Genomic DNA, 19,773 nt, shown 5'->3' with positions numbered 1-19,773 from the left:
GGTGTTGATGAGTGAGTTTCATGACCGATTGGTGCAGAATCTCCCGGTATGGCGGCAGAAACGGCTCACGGGGCCTCCGGACCCTCCTCGCACCTGCGCCGGGACATCGGGCTGATCGGCCTGCTGTGGGCCTCGGAGGGGTCGATCATCGGGTCCGGCTGGCTGTACAGCGCGAAGGAGGCGCTGGTCGCGGCCGGTCCGGCGGCGCTGATCAGCTGGGGGATCGCGGCGGTGGCGATCATCGCCCTGGCGTTCGTGCACGCCGAGCTCGGCGGCATGTTCCCGGTGGCCGGCGGGACCGCGCGGTATCCGCACTACGCGTTCGGCGGGGCGGCCGGCGCCTCGTTCGGCTGGTTCACCTGGCTGCAGGCGGTGACCGTCCCGCCGATCGAGGTGCAGGCGATGATCGGCTACGCCCAGCACTACTCGTGGGCCGACGGCTGGCAGCACAAGGACGGGACGCTGACCGCCTCCGGTCTGGGGATCGCGGTGGCGCTGATGGCGGTGTTCGTGGCCGTGAACTTCCTCGGGATCCAGAAGCTGGCCACCGTGAACAACGCCGCGACGTGGTGGAAGGTCGGGGTGCCGCTGCTGGCGATCTTCGCCCTGGCGATCACGAACTTCCACACCTCGAACTTCACGGCGGAGTCCGGCGGCGGCTTCCTGCCGTACGGGGCGCACGGCGTGATGGCCGCGGTGTCGACCTCCGGCATCATCTTCGCGCTGCTCGGCTTCGAACAGGCGATCCAGCTGGCCGGGGAGTCCCGCCACCCGAAGCGGGACATCCCGCGCGCCACCATCGGCTCGATCCTGATCGGGGCGACGATCTACATCCTGCTGCAGGTGGTGTACATCGCGGCGCTGCCGGCGGTGACCTTCGCCGCGGGCTGGGCGAACCTGGACTACAAGGGCATCAGCGGGCCGTTCGCCGGGCTGGCGACGCTGATCGGGCTGGGCTGGCTGGCCACGATCCTGTACATCGACGCGATCATCTCGCCTGGCGGCACCGGTCTGATCTACACCACCTCGGTCTCCCGCATCACCTACGGGCTGAGCAAGAACGGGTACATCCCCGTGCAGTTCGAGCGGGTGACCGGGCGCGGCGTGCCGTGGCTGGGCATGCTCGCGGCGGGTCTGGTCGGCTGCATCTGCTTCCTGCCCTTCCCCAGCTGGCACAAGCTGGTGGGGTTCATCACCTCGGCCAGCGTGCTGATGTACGCCGGCGCCCCCCTGGCCTTCGGCGTGTTCCGGGACAAGCTGCCGGACGTCGAGCGGCCGTACCGGCTGTGGGGCGGCGCGGTGATGGCCCCGTTCGCGTTCATCGTCGCGAACCTGATCATCCTGTGGTCCGGCTGGGACACCGACTGGCGCCTCGGGGTCGCGATCGTCATCGGCTACGTGCTGGTGGCCGTCTCCCGGGTGTTCCACCTGAACCCCGCGCACCCGCCGCTGGAGCTGCGCTCGGCGCAGTGGCTGATCCCCTACCTGCTGGTGATGGGGCTGATCGTGCGCACCAGCGCGTTCGGCCCGATGAAGCACCCCTGGTTCAACGAGTGGTGGTCGCTGGCGGTGGTGGCGGCGGTGAGCCTGGTCGTCTACTACTGGGCGAAGGCGGTGGCGCTGCCGGCGGAGCGGATCCGGGCCCACGTGTCGGACGTGTCGGTGATCCCCGCGCCCGAGCACTGAGCCCGGGTGAGCCGGTGCCCGCCTTGTCAGCGGCCCAGGTCGCGGATCAAGCTGTCGGCATGACGACGCGGACCAGCCGGGGCGCCCAGCCCGGCCCTTCCCGGCGCGAGCAGCTGACGGCGATCGCCGCGACCCTGTTCGCCCGCGACGGCTACCACAACGTGACCGTCGGCGACATCGCCGCGGCCGCCGGTCTGTCCGGCCCGGCGATCTACCGCCACTTCCCCGGCAAACAGGCGATCCTGGCCGAGGTGGTCCGCTCCGGCTTCGACGAGATGGCCGGAGCGGTGGCCGCGGACCTGGCCGGGAGCCCCGACCCGGCCCAGCGCCTGCACACGGTCTACCGCGACCTCGCGGCCTTCGTGATCCGCCGCCCGGAGTTCGGCGTGATGTGGCGCCGCGAGTACCGCCACCTGGCGCCCGCCGACGCGGCCGAGCTGGCCAAGCGCATGGGGGAGGCGTCCGGCACGGCGGTGGCCGAGATCCGCCGCCTGCGCCCGGCCCTGCCCGCCGCCGACGCGGAGCTGCTGGCGTGGGCGGCGCTGAGCGTGCTGGGCAGCATCTCGGACCACCGCGTGCGGCCGCCGCGGGCGGCGTTCGAGGACCTGCTCGCGGGGATCGCCATGGACGTGGCGTCGACGGAGTTCGGACCGGAGGAAACGGATAACAGGCCCCAAGAGCCCCGCCGGGAAGACCGCAAGGAACAGATCCTCGCCGCGGCGGCACAGCTCTTCTGGGATCGCGGCTATCACGCGGTGACGTTAGAGGAGATCGGTGCCGCCGCCGGCATCGCCGGCCCGAGCATCTACAGCCACTTCGCCGGCAAGACCGACCTGCTGCGCACCATCACCGAGCGGATCGGGGAGCGGCTGCGGCTGACGCTCGCCGAGGAGGAAGCTGTGGGCGCCGCGCCGGTGGACGCGCTCACCGCCGCGGCGGCCGGCGATCCCGCCGCTGCCCCTGCACCGCCGCCGGGCCGAGCCCCGATCGCGGGTGATCGTGCCACCACCGCGCCCACGACGCCGACCCCGACCCCGTCCGCGGCCCGCGCCGCGCTCTGCGCCCTGGCCGCCCGCTACGTCGCCACCGTTCTGACCTCCCGCGACCTCGTCGCGGCCTACTTCACCGAGGGCCACAACCTGCCCGACCGGGACCGGGCCGACACGCGCCGTTTCCAGCGGGCCTATGCCGCGCACTGGGCCGCGTTGCTCTCGGCCGCCTGTCCCGAACGGTCGCCGGAGGAGGTCCGCATCCGCGTCCTGGCGGCGTTCGCCGTCGTGAACGACACGGCGCGGACGCGGCGGCTGATGGACCGGCCCGGGCTGGCGGGCCGGCTGCGGGCGGTGATGCTGGCGGTGCTCTTGACACCGGACCCCGGAGCGCGCGATGTTAATCGCCGTTAGGCGGTGGGCCTCGGCGGACATGGAGCTGGTGATGAGCAGATCGTCCTGGGCGACGGATGATGTCGAGGCGCTGCGCGACCTCGCGAAGACCTTCTTCACCCAGGAAGCGCTGCCGCGGGAGGACGAGTTCGCGGCGCAGGGCTTCCCCGGCAAGGACCTGTGGCGGGCGGCCGGGAAGCTCGGTCTGCTGTGTGCCTCGATCCCCGAGGAGTACGGCGGTGGAGGCGGCACCTTCGCGCACGAGATGGCCGTCATCGAGGCCCAGACGCGGTCCGGCGCCGGGGCGATGGCGATCGTCGTGCACGCCGGGATCGTCGCGCACTACCTCAACGCCTACGCCACCGAGGAACAGAAGCTCCGCTGGCTGCCGCGGATGGCGTCCGGGGAGCTCATCGGCGCCATCGCCATGACCGAGCCCGGGACCGGCTCCGACCTGCAGAGCATCGCCACGAAGGCGGTCCGGGACGGCGACGGCTACGTGATCAGCGGCGCCAAGACCTTCATCACCAACGGCCACAACGCGGGCTTGGTCATCGTCGCGGCCAAGACCGGCCCCGGCGAGGGCGCCCACGGCGTCTCGCTGCTGGTCGCCGAGGTCGGCGACGACACCCCCGGCTTCCAGCGCGGCCGCGTGCTGAAGAAGGTCGGCCAGCACAGCACCGACACCGCCGAGCTGTTCTTCGACGGGCTGCGGGTGCCGGCCGAGAACCTGCTCGGCGGCACCGAGGGTCAGGGCTTCGTGCAGCTGATGGTGCAGCTGCCGCAGGAACGCCTGCTGGTGGCGGCCATCGGAATGGCGATGCTGGAGTCCGCCGTTGAACACACCGTGGCCTACACCAAGGAGCGTGAGGCTTTCGGCCGGCCCCTGTTCAAACTCCAGAACACCCGCTTCGAGCTCGCCGAGTGCGCCACGATCGCGCGCGTGGCCCGGGTGTTCCTGGACGACTGCGTCGAGAAGCACCTGGCCGGGGAGCTGGACGCCGCCACCGCCTCGATGGCCAAGTACTGGATCACCGACCGTCAGACCGAGGTTGTGGACCGCTGTGTGCAGCTGCACGGCGGCTACGGCTACATGCTCGAGTACCCCATCGCCCGGCTGTTCGCCGACGGCCGGATCCAGCGCATCTACGGCGGCGCCAACGAGATCATGAAGGAACTGATCGCCCGCTCGCTGTAGCGGCCGGTCCGTATGACGGAGCACAGAAAGGACACTGCGATGTCGAACGCGTACGTCTACGACGCGATCCGGACACCGCGCGGCCGGGGCAAGCAGAACGGCTCGCTGCACACCGTGAAGCCGATCTCGCTCGCGGTCGGGCTGATCGAGGAGGTCCGGCGCCGCCACCCGGGCCTGGACCCGAACCTCATCGAGGACGTCATCCTCGGTGTCGTGTCCCCGATCGGGGAGCAGGGCTCGGACATAGCCAAGATCGCGGCCCTGGCCGCGGGCCTGCCGGACACCACGGCCGGCTTCCAGCTCAACCGGTTCTGCGCCTCGGGCCTGGAGGCCGTGAACACCGCCGCCCAGAAGGTGGCCTCGGGCCTGGGCGAGGACCTGGTCCTGGCCGGCGGCGTGGAGTCGATGTCCCGGGTGCCGATGGGCTCCGACGGCGGCGCGTGGTTCGAGGACCCGGAGACCGCGTACGACATCTCCTTCATCCCGCAGGGCGTCGGCGCCGACCTGATCGCCACCATCGAGGGCTTCTCCCGCACCGACGTCGACGGGTTCGCGGCGCGCTCGCAGGAACTGGCCGCCGCCGCGCGCGCCGCCGGTCACTTCAAGAACTCCGTGATCCCGGTCCGCGACCGCAACGGCCTGACCATCCTGGACGAGGACGAGTTCATCCGTCCCGGCACCACCGTCGAGACCCTGGCCGGCCTCAAGCCGTCGTTCGAGGTGATCGGCGACCTCGGCGGCTTCGACGCGGTGGCGCTGCAGAAGTACCACTGGGTGGAGAAGATCGACCACGTCCACCACGCCGGCAACTCCTCCGGCATCGTCGACGGCGCCGCGCTGGTGCTGATCGGCAACGAGGCCGGCGGCCGGGCCGCGGGCCTGACGCCGCGCGCCCGGATCGTCGCCACCGCGGTGTCCGGCGCGGACTCCACGATCATGCTCACCGGTCCGGCCCCGGCGTCGAAGAAGGCGCTGGCCAAGGCCGGCCTGACCGTCGACGACATCGACCTGGTCGAGATCAACGAGGCGTTCGCGGCCGTGGTGCTGCGCTACGTGCGGGAGATGGGCTTCCCGCTGGAGAAGGTCAACGTCAACGGCGGCGCGATCGCCCTGGGCCACCCGCTCGGCGCCACCGGCGCGATGCTGCTCGGCACGATCGTGGACGAGTTGGAGCGCCGGGATCTGCGGCGCGGGCTGGTGACGTTGTGCGTCGGTGGCGGCATGGGCATCGCCACGATCGTCGAGCGGGTCTGAGGACGGGTGCGGAGACTATGAGCGAGCAGAACTACATCGGCTGGGACCGGGACGCCGACGGCGTGGTCACCGTGACCATGGACGCGCCGGGCCAGTCCGCCAACACCATGAACCGGGCCTTCGTCGAGGCCTTCGCGCGGGTCGTGGCCCGCCTGGAGGCCGAGAAGGACGCCATCGCCGGCGTCGTGGTCACCTCGGCGAAGAAGACCTTCTTCGCCGGCGGGGACCTCAATGAGCTGATCCAGGCGCGTCCCGAGGACGCGGCCGACGTGATGGCGCGCAACCTGCAGATCAAGGCGCTGCTGCGGAAGCTGGAGACGTTCGGCAAGCCGGTGGCGGCCGCGATCAACGGCGCGGCGCTCGGCGGCGGCCTGGAGATCGCGCTGTCCTGCCACCACCGGGTGGCGCTGGACGCCAAGGGATCGGAGATCGGCTTCCCCGAGGTCACGCTCGGGCTGCTGCCGGGCGCCGGGGGCGTGGTGCGCTCGGTGCGGCTGCTGGGCATCACCGACGCGCTGCTCAAGGTCCTGCTCCAGGGCCAGCGCTACAAGCCGCGCGCCGCGCTGGAGACCGGCCTGGTCCATGAGGTGGTGGACACCCGCGAGGAGATGCTGGCGAACGCCAAGGCGTGGGTGCTGGCGAACCCGGAGGCCAAGCAGCCCTGGGACGTGGCCGGCTACCGGATCCCCGGCGGCGACCCGAAGAACCCGAAGTTCGCGGCGAACCTTCCGGCGTTCCCGGCGAACCTGCGCAAGCAGCTCAAGGGCGCGAACTACCCGGCGCCGCGCAACATCATGGCAGCCGCGGTCGAGGGTGCGCGCGTCGACTTCGACAACGCGATGACCATCGAGGCCCGCTACTTCGTGGAGCTGGTCACCGGGCAGGTCGCGAAGAACATGACGCAGGCGTTCTTCTTCGACATGCAGAAGGTCGCCAACGGCGCGTCGCGCCCGGCCGGTTTCGAGCCGTGGAAGGCCACGAAGGTCGCGGTGCTCGGCGCCGGGATGATGGGCGCCGGGATCGCCCACGTCTGCGCGCGCGGCGGGATCGAGGTCGTGCTCAAGGACGTCAGCGTCGAGGCCGCGGAGAAGGGCAAGGCGTATTCGGCGGGGATCCTGGACAAGGCGGTCGCGCGCGGGAAGATGACGCGCGAGGCGGCCGACGAGGTGCTGGGCCGCATCCACCCGACCGCGGACCCGGCCGACGCCGCCGGTGCGGACCTCGTCATCGAGGCCGTGTTCGAGTCGCCGGAGCTGAAGGGCAGGGTGTTCCAGGAGATCCAGGACGTCGTCGCCCCGGACGCGCTGCTCGGCTCCAACACCTCGACGCTGCCGATCACCGGCCTGGCCACGGCGGTGGACCGCCCGGCGGACTTCATCGGCCTGCACTTCTTCTCCCCGGTGGACAAGATGCCGCTGCTGGAGATCATCGCCGGCGAGCAGACCTCGGACGCGGCCATCGCGAAGGCCTTCGACCTGGCCAAGCAGATCCGCAAGACCCCGATCATCGTCAACGACAGCCGCGGCTTCTTCACCTCCCGCGTCATCGGCCGCTTCCTGGACGAGGCGATGGCGATGGTGAACGAGGGCCTGAACCCCAACTCCATCGAGCAGGCGGGCTCCCAAGCCGGCTACCCGGCCCCGCCGCTGCAGCTGATGGACGAGCTCACCCTCACCCTGCCGCAGAAGATCCGCAACGAGGCCCGCGCCGCGGCCGGCGACACCTGGGTCGAGCACGGCTCCGAAGCCGTCATCAACCGCATGGTCGACGACTACCACCGCGGCGGCCGCTCCTCCGGGGCCGGCTTCTACGAGTACAGCGACGGCAAGCGCACCGGCCTGTGGCCCGGCCTGGCCGAAGCCTTCGGCAAGCCCGGCGCCGAGATCCCGTTCGAGGACATGAAGGAGCGCATGCTCTTCGCCGAGGCCCTCGACACCGTCCGCTGCCTCGACGAGGGCGTCCTGCGCTCGGTCGCCGAAGCCAACATCGGCTCCATCCTCGGCATCGGCTTCCCGGCCTGGACCGGCGGCGTGATCCAGTACATCAACGGCTACGAGGGCGGCGTCACCGGTTTCGTCGCCCGCGCCAAGGAGCTGCGCGACAAGTACGGCGAGCGCTTCGAGGTGCCGCGGTCGCTGGTGGAGAAGGCCGAGCGAGGGGAGCGGGTGGAGTAGCAGGACGTGAGAATCCAGCACTGAGATCAGGGTTCGCAACCTGCGGTACGCCAGTGGGCCCCCGACCTATACCATGATTGCCATGAGGGGGAGACTGACTTTGCTGATCCTTTCCGGTGCCCTGCTGGCGGGCTGCTCGTCCAGCGGTGTCACGGGGCCCGGAGGGGACACCGCGTCCACCGCGTCCACCGCGGGTTCGCGTTCGCCGGCTCCGGGGCCGGCAGCCGGTTCCTCGACCGGTTCCACCACGGGCTCGGCGCCGTCGACGGCCGCGTCGTCGGCGTCCGGCTCGGCCTCGGGCCCGGTCACCGGCGCGGGCCCGCTGCCGGGTGAGGACGCGACCGTGGTCGTCGGCGTCGGCAAGACGCAGGTGACGATCTACGAGGACTACCGCTGCCCGGTGTGCAAGAACGTGCACGACAAGATCCAGCCGGCGCTGAACGCCGCGCTGGCGGCGAGCTCGGTCAAGGTCGAGTTCCACGCGGTGAACCTGATCGACCACGCCTCCGGCGGCAAGGGGTCGCTGGCGGCGGCGAACGCGGCGAGCTGCGCGTTCAAGGCCGGCAAGTTCCAGTCCTACCGTGAGGCGCTGTTCGCCGCGCAGCCGAACGAGAACGACGACGCCTACGCGCAGCCGGACAAGCTGATCGACGTCGCGAAGGGCGTCAACGGCCTGGACGGCCCGGCGTTCGAGGACTGCGTGAAGAACCAGCCCTACGCGGCCTCGATCCAGAGCACGTACGACGCCACTCTCGGCGCCTCGAAGTTCAACGGCGTGCCCGCGATCTTCATCAACGGCAAGCAGTGGCAGGTCCCGACCTCCGGCGACCTGGCCGCCGCGTTCACGGACGCGATCAAGGCGGGCTGACGCCCTCAGCCGTTTCGCGGCCGGTCCCCTCGGAGGGCCGGCCGCGGGTCGCGGTCGGCACCGGGATGGTGTCCAGCACCTGCTCGGCCTCCCGCCGCGCCTGCTCGTCATAACCCTGCGACAGCGTGTGGAACAGTTCCTGCGCCCTGATCGCCGGCCAGTCCGCCGGCAGATGCTCGGCCGGCAGGTGCGGGTCGTGCCGCACGAGCTCCAGCCAGTCCGTGTGCAGCAGCAGCTGGCTGCCCAGCGCGTCGCGGGCGCCCGCGCCGGGCTTGCTCCAGCGCTCGAGAAATGCGCGGTACTCCGCGGCGATCGCGGCGGTGTCGAACGCCGTCTCCACGACCGCCGACACCTCGGTCGGCTTCAGCACCGTGCCGCGGAAGACCCGCAGGTGCGCGTCCAGCCCCAGGTCGGCCAGCAGTGCGGCGGCGTCCACCGCGCCCGGCGCCACCCACAGCCCGCTCTGCAACGGCCCGAACCCGCCCCACGTCAGGCGGGAGCGCAGGTCGTGGCGTTCACGGCGCCAGGCCTCCGGCAGGGAGAAGCCGACCAGCGTCCACTGCCCGTCCCAGTCCAGGTTCGCCGCGCCGCGCCGCCACACCCGGTCGTGTCCGTCCTGCAGCACCGACGCCGCGCGGGGGGTCAGCGCGAAGTACATCTTCCGGCCCTGACGGTGCCGCTCCAGCAGCCCGCGGCCGACCATCCGGGTCAGCGTCGAGCGCGCCGCCTCCTCGGTGACGCCGACGCGGCCCAGGACGTCGATCACCGAGCCCGAGGACACCGCCAGGCCGCGGCCGAGCACGTGGATGCCGAGGAACGTCAGCATCAGGGACTGCGGCCGGGGACCGGACTCGGGGCTGTTCACCTGGTCAGGGTAGGGCATCACTCATATTCGGCAAACTCTTGACGGCGGTCACGCAACTGCCTAAGTTGAGCGGCATGATCCTCACGAACAAGGTCGCGGTCGTCACCGGAGCCGGGCGCGGACTCGGCCTGGCCTATGCCAGGGCTCTGGCCGCCGCCGGCGCCGCCGTGGTCGTCAACGACGTCGACGCCGAGGCCGCCGCCGCAGCGGTGCGCGAGATCGCCGGCGCCGGCGGCCGGGCCGTCGCGGAGGTGTCCGCGGTCGGCGGCACTCAGGCCGCTGAAGCGCTCGTGGCGCGCGCCGTCGAGGACTTCGGCCGCCTCGACGTCATGGTCACCAACGCCGGCGTGCTGCGGGACCGGGTGCTGTGGAAGATGACCGACGAGGACTTCGACACGGTCGTCGAGGTGCACCTGCGCGGCACGTTCACCTGCGCGCGCGCCGCCGCGAACCGCATGCGCGAGCAGGGTGGGGGCGGCCGGATCATCGTCGCCGGCTCCCCGGCCGGGCAGCGCGGGAACTTCGGTCAGACCAACTACGCCGCCGCCAAGGCCGGCATCGCGGCCATGGTCCGCACCTGGTCGATGGAGCTGGCCAAGGCCGGCATCACCGCCAACGCCGTGATCCCGGTGGCCGCCACCGCCATGACCAAGACCATGCCGGCCTTCGCCCCGCACATCGAGGCGCTGGAGCAGCACGGCGTCCCGCTGCCGGACGCGCTGCGCAAGGGTGAGGGCTTCGGCACGCCCGAGGACGTCGCCCCGCTGGTGGTGTTCCTCGCCTCCGACGCCGCCGCCGGCGTGACCGGTCAGTGCGTCGGGATCGGCGGCGACAAGCTGGCGCTGTGGTCGCATCCGCGGGAGGTCTCGGTCGCCTACGCCGACGGCGGGTGGAGCGCGGAGGCGATCGCGGCGGCGTGGCCGGTCAGCGTGGGGCGCGCGCCGGAGACGGTCGGCCTGTGAACATCGACGACCTGGTCGCCATAGACGTCCACACCCACGCCGAGGTCTCGTCCTCCGGCCAGGGCTCGCTGTCCGAGGAGCTGGACGCCGCGGCGGGGGAGTACTTCCACGCCGCGCACCGCAGGCCGACCCTCCCGGAGATCGCGGCCTACTACCGCGAGCGGAAGATGGCCTGCGTCGTGTTCACCGTGGACGCCGAAGCCGCCACCGGCACCCCGGCCGTGCCCAACGAGGAAGTCGCCGAGGCCGCCGCCGCCAACCCCGACGTCATCATCCCCTTCGCCTCCGTCGACCCGCACAAGGGCAGGCTCGGCGCCCGCCACGTGCGGCGGCTGGTCGAGGAGTTCGGGGTGCGCGGGTTCAAGTTCCACCCCAACGTGCAGGACTTCGCGCCGAACGACCGGCTGGCCTACCCTGTGTATCAGGCCATTGAGGAAGCGGGCGCGATCGCGGTCTTCCACACCGGCCAGACCGGCATCGGCGCCGGCGCGCGCGGGGGCGGCGGCATCCGGCTCAAGCACAGCAACCCGATGCTGGTCGACGACGTGGCCGTGGACTTCCCGGACCTGTCGATCATCCTGGCGCACCCGTCATTCCCGTGGCAGGACGAGGCGCTGGCGGTGGCCACCCACAAGCCGCGGGTCCACATCGACCTGTCCGGCTGGTCGCCGAAGTACTTCCCGCCGCAGCTGGTGCAGTATGCCAATACCCTGCTTCAGGACAAGGTCCTGTTCGGCTCGGACTATCCGCTGCTGACGCCGGACCGCTGGCTCGCCGACTTCGAGAAACTGCCGGTCAAGGACGCGGTGCGGCCGAAGATCCTGAAGGCGAACGCGGCCCGGCTGCTCGGGCTGGGGTAGGGGAGGGCTGATGCACAACCAGGGCATAGGCTCCTGGCCCGCGCGGCGGGCGCGCAAGACGCCGCATCGCGTAGCCCTGATCCATGAGGAGCGGTCGTTCAGCTACGCGGAGCTGCACGACCGGGTGCGTCGTCTGGCCCGCATCCTGCGGGACCGCGGCGTGCGGCGCGGCGACCGGGTGGCGTTCCTCGGGCCGAACCATCCGGCGTTCCTGGAGACGTTGTTCGCGGCCGGGGTGCTGGGCGCGGTGTTCGTTCCGCTGAACAGCCGGCTGACGGTGCCGGAGCTGCGGTATCAGCTCGACGACTGCGGCGCGGCGCTGCTGGTCGCCGTCCGGGCTCCGCTGGCCGGCGAGCTGGGTGGACGCGGTGAGGCTGGACGTCCCCCGACGCTCGCCGCCGAGGGTGGGGAGTACGAGGCCCTGCTCGCCGCCGCCGAGCCGCTCGGCTGGGACGAGCGCGTCGGCCCGGACGACCTGTGCCTGATCATGTACACCTCCGGCACCACCGGGCGGCCCAAAGGCGCGATGCTGACCCACGGCAACATGACGTGGAACAGCCTCAACGTGCTGATCGACGTGGACCTCACCGCCGAGGAGGTCACCCTGGTCTCGGCACCGCTGTTCCACATCGCCGCGCTCGGCATGACCTGCCTGCCCACCCTGCTCAAGGGCGGGACGGCGGTGCTGGAATCGGGGTTCGACGCGGCGCGGACGCTGGAGCTGATCGCGCGGTACCGGGTGACGTGCCTGTTCGGGGTGCCGGCCATGTACGAGATGCTGGCCGCCGAGCCCGGGTGGGACGCGGCGGACCTGTCCAGTCTCAGCAACCTGATGTGCGGCGGCGCGCCGGTGCCGGCCCGGACCATCCGGCGCTATCTGGACCGCGGGCTGTCGTTCATGCAGGGCTACGGCATGACCGAGGCCGCGCCCGGGGTGCTGCTGCTGGACCGGCGGGACTGCGGGGAGCACGCCGGGACCGCCGGGGTGCCGCAGTTCTTCACCGACGTGCGGCTCGTGCGGCCGGACGACGGCGGGCCGGCCGGGGTCGGCGAGCCCGGCGAGGTGCTGGTGGCCGGGCCGAACGTGACGCCGGGCTACTGGCAGCTGCCGGCCCAGACCGAGGCGGCGTTCCGGGACGGGGCGTGGTTCCGCTCCGGCGACGTGGCGACCGTGGACGAGGCCGGGTACGTGCGGCTGGTGGACCGCGTCAAGGACATGATCATCTCGGGTGGCGAGAACATCTATCCGGCCGAGGTGGAGGACGCGCTGTCGGAGCACCCCGAGATCCTCGAGTGCGCCGTGATCGGCGTTCCGGACGAGCGCTGGGGCGAGGTCGGCTGCGCGGTCGTGGTGCTGCGTCCGGGGGCTCCGGCCGGACTCGCCGCGGATCCCGTGACCCTGCTCTCCCGCCTTGACGGGCGCCTGGCCCGCTACAAGATCCCCAAGACCGTCGTGGTCGTCGACGCCCTGCCCCGCAACGCCGTCGGCAAGCTCCTCAAGGAGCCGCTGCGCCGCCGCTTTTCCTGATTTCATCGTTCCGACCCGCTTCAGTCTCCTGCGAAAGGCCGATCCCGCATGCCCCGCACCGTCACCGGCATCCCCGGACTGCTCGCCCTGGGCCCCGGCCCCGTCGATCTCGGCCACAGCACATGGCGTGAGATCACCCAGGAGCGGGTGAACACCTTCGCCGACGCCACCGACGACCACCAGTGGATCCACACCGACCCCGAGCGCGCCGCCACGGGGCCCTTCGGAGGGGCGATCGCCCACGGCTACCTCACCGTGGCGCTGCTGATCCCCATGTGGACCGAGCTGCTCGAGGTCGAGGGCGTCGGCATGAAGGTCAACTACGGCCTGAACAAACTCCGCTTCCCGGCGCCGGTCCGCGTCGGTTCCAAGATCCGCGCCGTCGGGACCGTCGCGGAGATCACCGAGATCCGCAACGGCGTCGAGGTCGTCGTCGACCTGACCGTCGAGATCGACGGGCAGAAGCGGCCGGCGTGCGTGGCGCAGGCGGTGTACCGGTTCTACGAGTAGCGGCCCGTCAGTCCTTGCAGTAGGGGCTCTCGTTCGACGACGTGATGTTCATCAGCGAGAACTTGTCCTTGTCCGGCAGGATGCTGACTTTCAGGCAGGCGTGTTGGTCCGCCGCCTCCGTTGCCTTCTTCTCGACGAACGGCATGCTCACACCCTCGCCGAGCAGGCACAGGATCCCGCCGCACAGCATGCCCAGCGCCAGGTGCACGGCGATGGTGCTGGCCAGCGGGTGGTCCTTCAGGGTGTCGGCGAGCGACTTGGTGTCGCCGCGGGACATGTAGCGCACGCACGGGGGCGTGCCGCACAGTTTCTCCGAGCCGCCCTTCGCCGTCGACGGGGCCGCGGGCGCCGCCGCCTGGGCGCCGCCGGTCCCCCCTCCGGTGCCCGAGGAGGCGTCGGCGCCCCCGGTCGATCGGCACCCGGTCGCGAGCATCACCAGCATCGCGACGATCAAAGCCAGTCCGCGCCAGGTCCGCGGCATCATGTGGTCGGCCATGGTCACCCCCACCGGTCTCTGTCCCCTTATTTCCACCGTAGCGTGGAACGCCGCTCTAATCCGGCTTGATTCAGGCCCTTGACGGAGCGGGGCCGGGCGGCTAGGTTCGCCGTCATCTTGTTAGGAATCTTTCCTAACTATCTGCCACCGGAGGGGCTTCCATGGTTTCCAGGGCACGAACGCGCCGTCGCAGGAGCGTCGCCGCGGTGGCCGTCGTCGGACTGGCGGGCCTGACCGTCGGCACCGCCACCGTGCTGTCGCAGCCGGCGCAGGCCGCCACCGCCGGGCTGGTGCGCGTCGACCAGGCCGGGTTCGGGACCGGCGAGGTCAAGCAGGCGTACCTGATGACCGGCGCGGCGGTGTCCGGGGCGACGTTCTCGGTGGTGGACTCCAGCGGCGCGACCGTTCTGACCGGGAAGGTCGGCGCCGCCAGCCTGGGCAAGTGGAACGCCGCCTATCCGGACGTCTACCCGATCACCTTCACCTCCCTGAAGACTCCCGGCACGTACCACATCAAGGTCGCCGGCAACGCTTCGGCGACCTCGCCGTCGTTCAAGATCACCTCGACGGACGCCTTGTACGGCAAGCTCGTCGCCGACGGTGTCACCTTCTTCCAGACCCAGCGTGACGGCTCGGACGTCATCGCGGGCAGCCTCAAGCGGCAGCCCTCGCACCTGCACGACGCGTCGGCGACGGTCTACGCCTGGCCCCGGTTCGCCTCCGGCGACTCGGACACCATCACCTCCAGCGACCTGACCAAGAGCGGCGGCCCGGTCGACGTCTCAGGGGGCTGGTTCGACGCCGGCGACTACCTGAAGTTCACGAACAACGAGGCCTTCGGCGCCATCACCCTGTTCGCCGCCCAGCGCGCCCTCGGCTCGGCGGCGCCGCCCAGCCTGGCGACCGAGGCGCACTTCGGCGAGAGCTGGCTGGACAAGGCCTGGGACGAGAAGACGAAGACACTGGTGCTGCAGGTCGGCATCGGGTCGGGCAACTCCGCCGGGACCTTCTACGGCGACCATGACCTGTGGCGGCTGCCGCAGAAGGACGACGGCGATACCGCCAAGGCCGACCGCTACGCCGCCGCGCACCGCCCGGTGTTCCTGGCCGCCGGCCCCGGCGGCCGGATCAGCCCGAACCTGGCCGGCCGCGTGGCCGCCGCCTTCGCGCTGGCCGCGCAGATCGACGCCTCCGGCAACCCGAAGCAGGCCGCGGCCGAATATCAGGCTGCCGCGTCGGTCTACGCGCTCGCCGACACCGACACCCCTCCGAGCCCGCTGACCACCGCGCTGCCGAACTCGTACTACCCCGAGGCGATCTGGCACGACGCGATGGAACTCGGCGCCACCGAACTCGCGCTGGCCGCGCAGAAGCTCGGGCACAGCCCGGCGACGTACCTGTCGCAGGCCGCCACCTACGCCAAGGACTACATCGCCTCCGACGCCGGCGACACCTTCAACCTTTACGACAACAGCGCCCTGGCGCACGCCGACCTGATCAAGGCGATGGCCGCCGCCGGCGACCCCTCGGGCCTGGCCGTCACCCCGGCCGTCCTCACCGCCGACCTGAAGCGCCAGGTGCAGTCCGCGGCGGCCAAGGCCAAGGCGGACATCTTCCACGCCGGCGGCGACTACACGAACTTCGACGTCAACGCGCACACCTTCGGCTTCCTCACCACGCAGGCGCTCTACCGCCAGGCCAGCGGCGACAGGTCCTTCGACGCCTTCGCCACCGAACAGCGCGACTGGCTGCTCGGCGGCAACCCCTGGGGCGTGGCCTTCATGGTCGGCGAGGGCAGCACCTTCCCGCACTGTCTGCAGCACCAGGTGGCGAACCTGGCCGGCAGCCTGGACGGCACCGGCGCGGTCCCGACCGGCGCCGTGATGAACGGCCCCAACAACCCCGACAACTTCGCCGGCGGCCTGGGCGACTTCCAGGACGGCATGAAGAAGTGCCCCGCCAACGGCGCCGACCCGTACAACGCCTTCACCGGCCACACCAGCCGCTTCGCCGACGACGTGCGGTCCTGGCAGACCGACGAGCCGGCGCTGGACATGACCGGGTCCGCGGTGCTCGGGGCGGCGATGCAGGAGGCACTGGGCGGTTGATCGCGCCTCGGCGCGCCTAGACCGGTTCCGGCCCCTGATGACCACGGCTCAGGGGCCGGAACCGTGTCCGCGCATCGCTCACCCGAAGTACTCCCGGATCAGCTGTTCCACCGTCAGCGACGCCCCCAGCGACGCCGCGCCCGCCAGCACCGCGCCGCTGCCCAGCGCCGAGGTCTCCACCCGCGGCGGATACGGCAGCCGGGCCGCCAGGTGGTCGGCGACCGGGGCCAGCAGCAGATCGCCGTTCAGGCCGATGCCGCCGCCGAGGACCACCAGCTCCACGTCCACCACCGCGGAGGCGACGGCGGCGTAGTTCGCGATGCGGCGGGCCTCCTCGCGGACCACGTCCAGGGCGGAAGGGTCGCCGGCGCGCGCCAGCTCGAAGACGCGCTCGGGCGTCAGGTCGGTCTCTGCGGGGAGCTTGCGGGCGGCGTACTGCAGAATCGCCTCGGCGCAGGGGTCGATGGCGTTCGGGACCGAGGCCTCCAGGGTGCCGTCGCCGAGGTCGGTGTACTCGGGTTCGAAGGCGTCGTCCAGTTCGCCGGCCGCGCCCTTGAAACCACGGTGCAGGTTGCCGCCGAGCACCAGGCCGGCGCCGACACCGGTGCCGATGGACAGGAACAGGAAACTGTCGGCGTCGCCGCCGCTGCCGCGGGCGTACTCGCCGTGCGCCGCGAGGTTGATGTCGTTCTCGACGGTGACCGGCATCCCCAGCGCGGCGCTGAACTGCTCCTGCGCGGCGAAGCCCTCCATCCCGGTCACGTTCGCGGCCTGCCAGACCCGCCCGTCCCGCCGGTCCACGACGCCGGGCACGCCCACGACCGCGTGCCGCACCGAGGTCTCCGCGACCCCGGCCGCCCCGGCCAGCTCCCGCGCCAGCCGCACCGACGCCGCCACCATCCCGGGCGCGTCCAGGCCGTCCACGTCGGCGTCCCGCCGCACCACCTCCGCGCCGTCCAGTCCGGCCAGCGCCCCCCGCAGATGCCGGGCCCCGACGTCGAACGCCACCGCGTACGCCGCCTCCGGCCGCGGCTTGAAGAACACGGCGCCGTAGGTGAACCCGCGCGAGGCGTCGGCCGTCTCCACCACCAGCCCGATCTGGAGCAGATCCTCCAGCACCGCCGACACCGTCGGCTTCGAGATCCCGGTCGCGCGCGAGATCTCCGCCCGCGAGATCGGCGCGCTGGCCCCGATCACCCCCCACACCGTCCGCAGGTTCAGTTCGCGGACGGTGGCCGAGGTGGCCCCGGCATAGGGTTTGGCCGTGGGAGAGTTCATCGCCCCAGGGTAGGGGGAGGGGTGGGGGGTGGTCGATCAGCTGTGACCCGCCGTTGCCGGTTCAGCCGCGGCGCGGTCGACGCAGAGACCGGAGTGATACAGATCAACAGACCCCTGATAGGGATTTCCGGCGTCGACGTAAGGCTGTGATGTCCAGCCTCATCTCGCCCCGGCGATCCGATCCGGCCTCGGCCGCGGCGCTGGAGGACACACGGGGTTCGCGCCCGTGGGGGTGGGGGGCCTTCTGGGTGGCGGCCCTGGTGCTGGCACCGGTGATGAAGTGAGACCTCGGTGAACCGGCATCTCAGCGTGGCATCACCCACATCGTCGGCCAGTCCTTGCCCCGCAACAGCGCGTCGGTCCCGCCGTCGCAGTAGAGGACCGAGCCGACGATGAACGAGGCCTGATCCGACAGCAGGAAGGCGACCAGCGCGGCGACCTCCTCGGGGCGGCCGGCGCGACCCAGCGGGATCGCCTTCTCGAAGGCCGCCATACCCTCGGCGGTGAGCCGGTCGGCACGGCCGGCCCGGGTCATCGGCGTGTCGATCATGCCGGGCGCGACGGCGTTCAGGCGGATGCCGTCGGCGATGTAGTCGGCGGCGCGGGTGCGGGCGTACCAGGCCAGCGCGGCCTTGGTGGCGGGGTAGGCCTGCAGGGCGCCGAAGCCGCCGAAGGACTCGGCGAGGGCGCGCGCCCCGGCCTCGTCGCCGGCCAGGCAGGCGTCGGCGAGATCGACGGGCCAGCCGGGCTGGCAGGTGGCGGAGTTCGAGGAGGGCAGGACCACCGCGGAGGTGCCGGCGGCCCTCAAAGCCGGGCGCAGGCCCTCCAGCACGCGGACCGCGCCGAAGTAGTTCACGGACACCAGCAGGCCGCCGGGCCGCCCGGTCGCGGCGGCCAGCCCGGCGAAGGGGAGCAGCGCGTCCAGGCGGCCGTCACAGAGTTCGGTGACGGCGGCGACCGCGGCGGCCCGGCCCTCCGCGGTGCCGAGGTCGGCCACGACGTCGGCGTCCCGCAGGTCCACGCCGATGACGCGGTGGCCGTCGGCGCCGAGGCGGGCGGCGAGGGTCCGGCCGATGCCGGAGGCGGCACCGGTGACGGCGATCGTGGCCATGGTGCACTCCCTGCGAATCGGGTTGATCAGGCGGATCAAAGGGGTGGGGCGGGTCGGGCGGGGCGCCTCTGGTCGGCCGTCGGCCGTCGGCTGTCGGTCGTCGGCGGCGGCCGGGCGGCGGCAGCCTATGCCGGACCGGAACACAAAGTAAGAGCCGTCGTAAGAGCGGTCATGAGAACGCCGACGGCACTGGCGTGTTGGAGTGCGCCGTTCTAGGGTCCGCGCCGTGACAGCACCCGACGTCCTGGCCCCCGCAGCCCTGGGCCCGATCCGCCTGCGCAACCGCGTCATCAAGTCCGCGACCTTCGAGGGCGCCACGCCCGACGGGCTGGTCACCGATGCCCTCGTCGACTACCACCGCCGCCCGGCCGCCGGCGGCGTCGGCATGACCACCGTCGCCTACCTCGCCGTCTCGCCCGAGGGCCGCACCGAGCGCCGCCAGATCCACTGGCGGCCGGAGGCCGTCCCGGGGCTGCGCCGCCTCACCGACGCCGTGCACGCCGAGGGCGCGGCCGTCGCGGCCCAGATCGGGCACGCCGGCCCGGTCGCCGACGCCCGCTCGAACCGCGCCCCGGCCCTGTCCTGCTCGCCGATGCTGAACCCGGTCAGCATGCGCCGCACCCGGGCCGCCACCGCCGAGGACATCGAGCGCGTCACCGCCGCCCACGCCCGCGCCGCGCGCCTGGCCGTCGAATCAGGGTTCGACTCCGTCGAGATCCATCTCGGCCACAACTACTTCGCCAGCGCCTTCCTGTCCCCGCGCCTGAACAAGCGCACCGACGCCTACGGCGGCAGCCTCGCCAACCGCGCCAAGGTCGCCCTCGGCCTGGCGCGCGCCGTCCGCGCCGAGGTCGGCGACCGCATCGCCGTCACCGCCAAGCTGAACATGGAGGACGGCTACCCCGGCGGGCTGCGCATCGACGACGGCCTCCAGGTCGCCCGGTGGCTCCAGGAGGACGGCACCCTCGACGCCCTGGAACTCACCGCCGGCAGTTCTCTGATGAACCCGATGTACCTGTTCACCGGCGACGTGCCGCTGCGTGAGTTCGCCGCGAACTTCCCGCTGCCGCAACGCCTCGGGATCCGCTGGTTCGGCAAGAAGTTCCTGCGTGCGTACCCGTATCAGGACACGTATCTCATGGAGCGGGCCCTCCGCTTCCGCGCCGAACTGGACATGCCGCTGATCCTGCTCGGCGGCGTCACCACCCGCGCCACCATGGATCGCGCCATGGACGCCGGGTTCCAGTACGTCGCGATGGCGCGCGCCCTGCTGCGCGAACCGGATCTGGTGAATCGCATCGGTGCCGATCCGGGCACCCCGTCGCTGTGCATCCATTGCAATCGCTGCATGCCGACGATCTACACCGGGACGCGGTGCCCGGAGCTGGACGGACGGCCCGTCGTTCGAGCGTAGATGCGGCCCTGAGCCGAGCCTCGGTTCCGCCGGTCGCCCGAACGGAGCACGGCAGCGCGACACCGGTCGGCGACCCCGC

16 protein-coding genes are annotated in these 19,773 nt (G+C 71.7%); 12 read left to right on the top strand and 4 right to left on the bottom strand.

Annotated features, from left to right (window positions below):
- Nucleotides 1-48 precede the first annotated feature (48 nt).
- The 6 genes from ABD466_RS20235 to ABD466_RS20210 all read left to right on the top strand — a co-directional run bounded on the left by ABD466_RS20235 (nucleotide 49) and on the right by ABD466_RS20210 (nucleotide 8,562).
- Nucleotides 49-1,686: an APC family permease gene (locus ABD466_RS20235; protein WP_344658667.1), complete on the top strand. Its 1,638-nt coding sequence runs from the start codon at nucleotides 49-51 to the stop codon at nucleotides 1,684-1,686.
- 59 nt (nucleotides 1,687-1,745) lie between these two features.
- Nucleotides 1,746-3,089 (top strand): TetR family transcriptional regulator, encoded by a 1,344-nt coding sequence (locus ABD466_RS20230; RefSeq protein ID WP_344658666.1) that lies wholly within the window; start codon nucleotides 1,746-1,748, stop codon nucleotides 3,087-3,089.
- Between the two features lie 31 nt (nucleotides 3,090-3,120).
- Nucleotides 3,121-4,266, top strand: coding sequence for an acyl-CoA dehydrogenase family protein (locus ABD466_RS20225; protein ID WP_344658665.1), 1,146 nt, complete (start codon nucleotides 3,121-3,123; stop codon nucleotides 4,264-4,266).
- A gap of 39 nt (nucleotides 4,267-4,305) precedes the next feature.
- Nucleotides 4,306-5,520, top strand: coding sequence for an acetyl-CoA C-acetyltransferase (locus ABD466_RS20220; RefSeq protein ID WP_344658664.1), 1,215 nt, complete (start codon nucleotides 4,306-4,308; stop codon nucleotides 5,518-5,520).
- A 17-nt stretch (nucleotides 5,521-5,537) separates the two neighbouring features.
- Entirely contained in the window at nucleotides 5,538-7,694 is a 2,157-nt protein-coding gene (locus tag ABD466_RS20215; RefSeq protein WP_344658663.1) for a 3-hydroxyacyl-CoA dehydrogenase NAD-binding domain-containing protein, read from the top strand.
- An 82-nt stretch (nucleotides 7,695-7,776) separates the two neighbouring features.
- Entirely contained in the window at nucleotides 7,777-8,562 is a 786-nt protein-coding gene (locus ABD466_RS20210; RefSeq protein WP_344658662.1) for a DsbA family protein, read from the top strand.
- On the opposite strand, the gene ABD466_RS20205 is transcribed toward ABD466_RS20210, so the two are convergent.
- Complete coding sequence (locus ABD466_RS20205) at nucleotides 8,549-9,445, bottom strand: PaaX family transcriptional regulator (RefSeq protein WP_344658661.1); 897 nt, start codon at nucleotides 9,443-9,445, stop codon at nucleotides 8,549-8,551. The two genes, ABD466_RS20210 and ABD466_RS20205, sit on opposite strands and share 14 nt — an antisense overlap.
- Before the next feature lie 56 nt (nucleotides 9,446-9,501).
- Here ABD466_RS20205 and ABD466_RS20200 point away from each other — a divergent pair, with 56 nt between their 5' ends.
- Genes ABD466_RS20200 through ABD466_RS20185 form a run of 4 tightly spaced genes read left to right on the top strand, consistent with a single transcriptional unit; the run spans nucleotide 9,502 to nucleotide 13,287 of the window.
- Nucleotides 9,502-10,389 carry an SDR family oxidoreductase gene (locus ABD466_RS20200; RefSeq protein WP_425558687.1) on the top strand — a complete coding sequence of 296 codons (888 nt, stop codon included), beginning with the start codon at nucleotides 9,502-9,504 and terminating at the stop codon, nucleotides 10,387-10,389.
- A complete protein-coding gene (locus ABD466_RS20195; RefSeq protein ID WP_344658659.1) occupies nucleotides 10,386-11,249 on the top strand; it encodes an amidohydrolase family protein in 864 nt (287 codons plus the stop codon). Before ABD466_RS20200 ends, ABD466_RS20195 begins: the two co-directional genes overlap by 4 nt.
- Nucleotides 11,250-11,259: 10 nt before the next feature.
- Entirely contained in the window at nucleotides 11,260-12,777 is a 1,518-nt protein-coding gene (locus tag ABD466_RS20190) for an acyl-CoA synthetase (RefSeq protein ID WP_344658658.1), read from the top strand.
- Between the two features lie 48 nt (nucleotides 12,778-12,825).
- The gene (locus ABD466_RS20185) at nucleotides 12,826-13,287 is read left to right on the top strand and encodes a MaoC family dehydratase (RefSeq protein ID WP_344658657.1); all 462 of its coding nucleotides are present in this window, start codon (nucleotides 12,826-12,828) and stop codon (nucleotides 13,285-13,287) included.
- Between the two features lie 7 nt (nucleotides 13,288-13,294).
- Here ABD466_RS20185 and ABD466_RS20180 read toward each other — a convergent pair whose 3' ends face one another.
- The gene (locus tag ABD466_RS20180) at nucleotides 13,295-13,783 is read right to left on the bottom strand and encodes a hypothetical protein (RefSeq protein ID WP_344658656.1); all 489 of its coding nucleotides are present in this window, start codon (nucleotides 13,781-13,783) and stop codon (nucleotides 13,295-13,297) included.
- 206 nt (nucleotides 13,784-13,989) lie between these two features.
- On the opposite strand from ABD466_RS20180, the gene ABD466_RS20175 reads away from it, so the two are divergent.
- Nucleotides 13,990-15,891 carry a glycoside hydrolase family 9 protein gene (locus ABD466_RS20175; protein WP_344658655.1) on the top strand — a complete coding sequence of 634 codons (1,902 nt, stop codon included), beginning with the start codon at nucleotides 13,990-13,992 and terminating at the stop codon, nucleotides 15,889-15,891.
- A 78-nt stretch (nucleotides 15,892-15,969) separates the two neighbouring features.
- Here ABD466_RS20175 and ABD466_RS20170 read toward each other — a convergent pair whose 3' ends face one another.
- Both ABD466_RS20170 and ABD466_RS20165 read right to left on the bottom strand, forming a co-directional pair.
- Nucleotides 15,970-17,169 (bottom strand): ROK family transcriptional regulator, encoded by a 1,200-nt coding sequence (locus tag ABD466_RS20170; protein WP_344658654.1) that lies wholly within the window; start codon nucleotides 17,167-17,169, stop codon nucleotides 15,970-15,972.
- Between the two features lie 304 nt (nucleotides 17,170-17,473).
- Nucleotides 17,474-18,280: an SDR family oxidoreductase gene (locus tag ABD466_RS20165; protein WP_344658653.1), complete on the bottom strand. Its 807-nt coding sequence runs from the start codon at nucleotides 18,278-18,280 to the stop codon at nucleotides 17,474-17,476.
- 226 nt (nucleotides 18,281-18,506) lie between these two features.
- Between ABD466_RS20165 and ABD466_RS20160 the strand changes: the two genes are divergently transcribed.
- Entirely contained in the window at nucleotides 18,507-19,694 is a 1,188-nt protein-coding gene (locus ABD466_RS20160; RefSeq protein WP_344658652.1) for an NADH:flavin oxidoreductase, read from the top strand.
- Nucleotides 19,695-19,773 lie beyond the last annotated feature (79 nt).

Source organism: Catenulispora subtropica, assembly GCF_039531675.1.
In the GTDB taxonomy this organism is placed as follows: domain Bacteria; phylum Actinomycetota; class Actinomycetes; order Streptomycetales; family Catenulisporaceae; genus Catenulispora; species Catenulispora subtropica.
The sequence above is the reverse complement of the archived record's forward strand: the minus strand, read 5'-3'. Positions and strand labels throughout refer to the sequence as shown.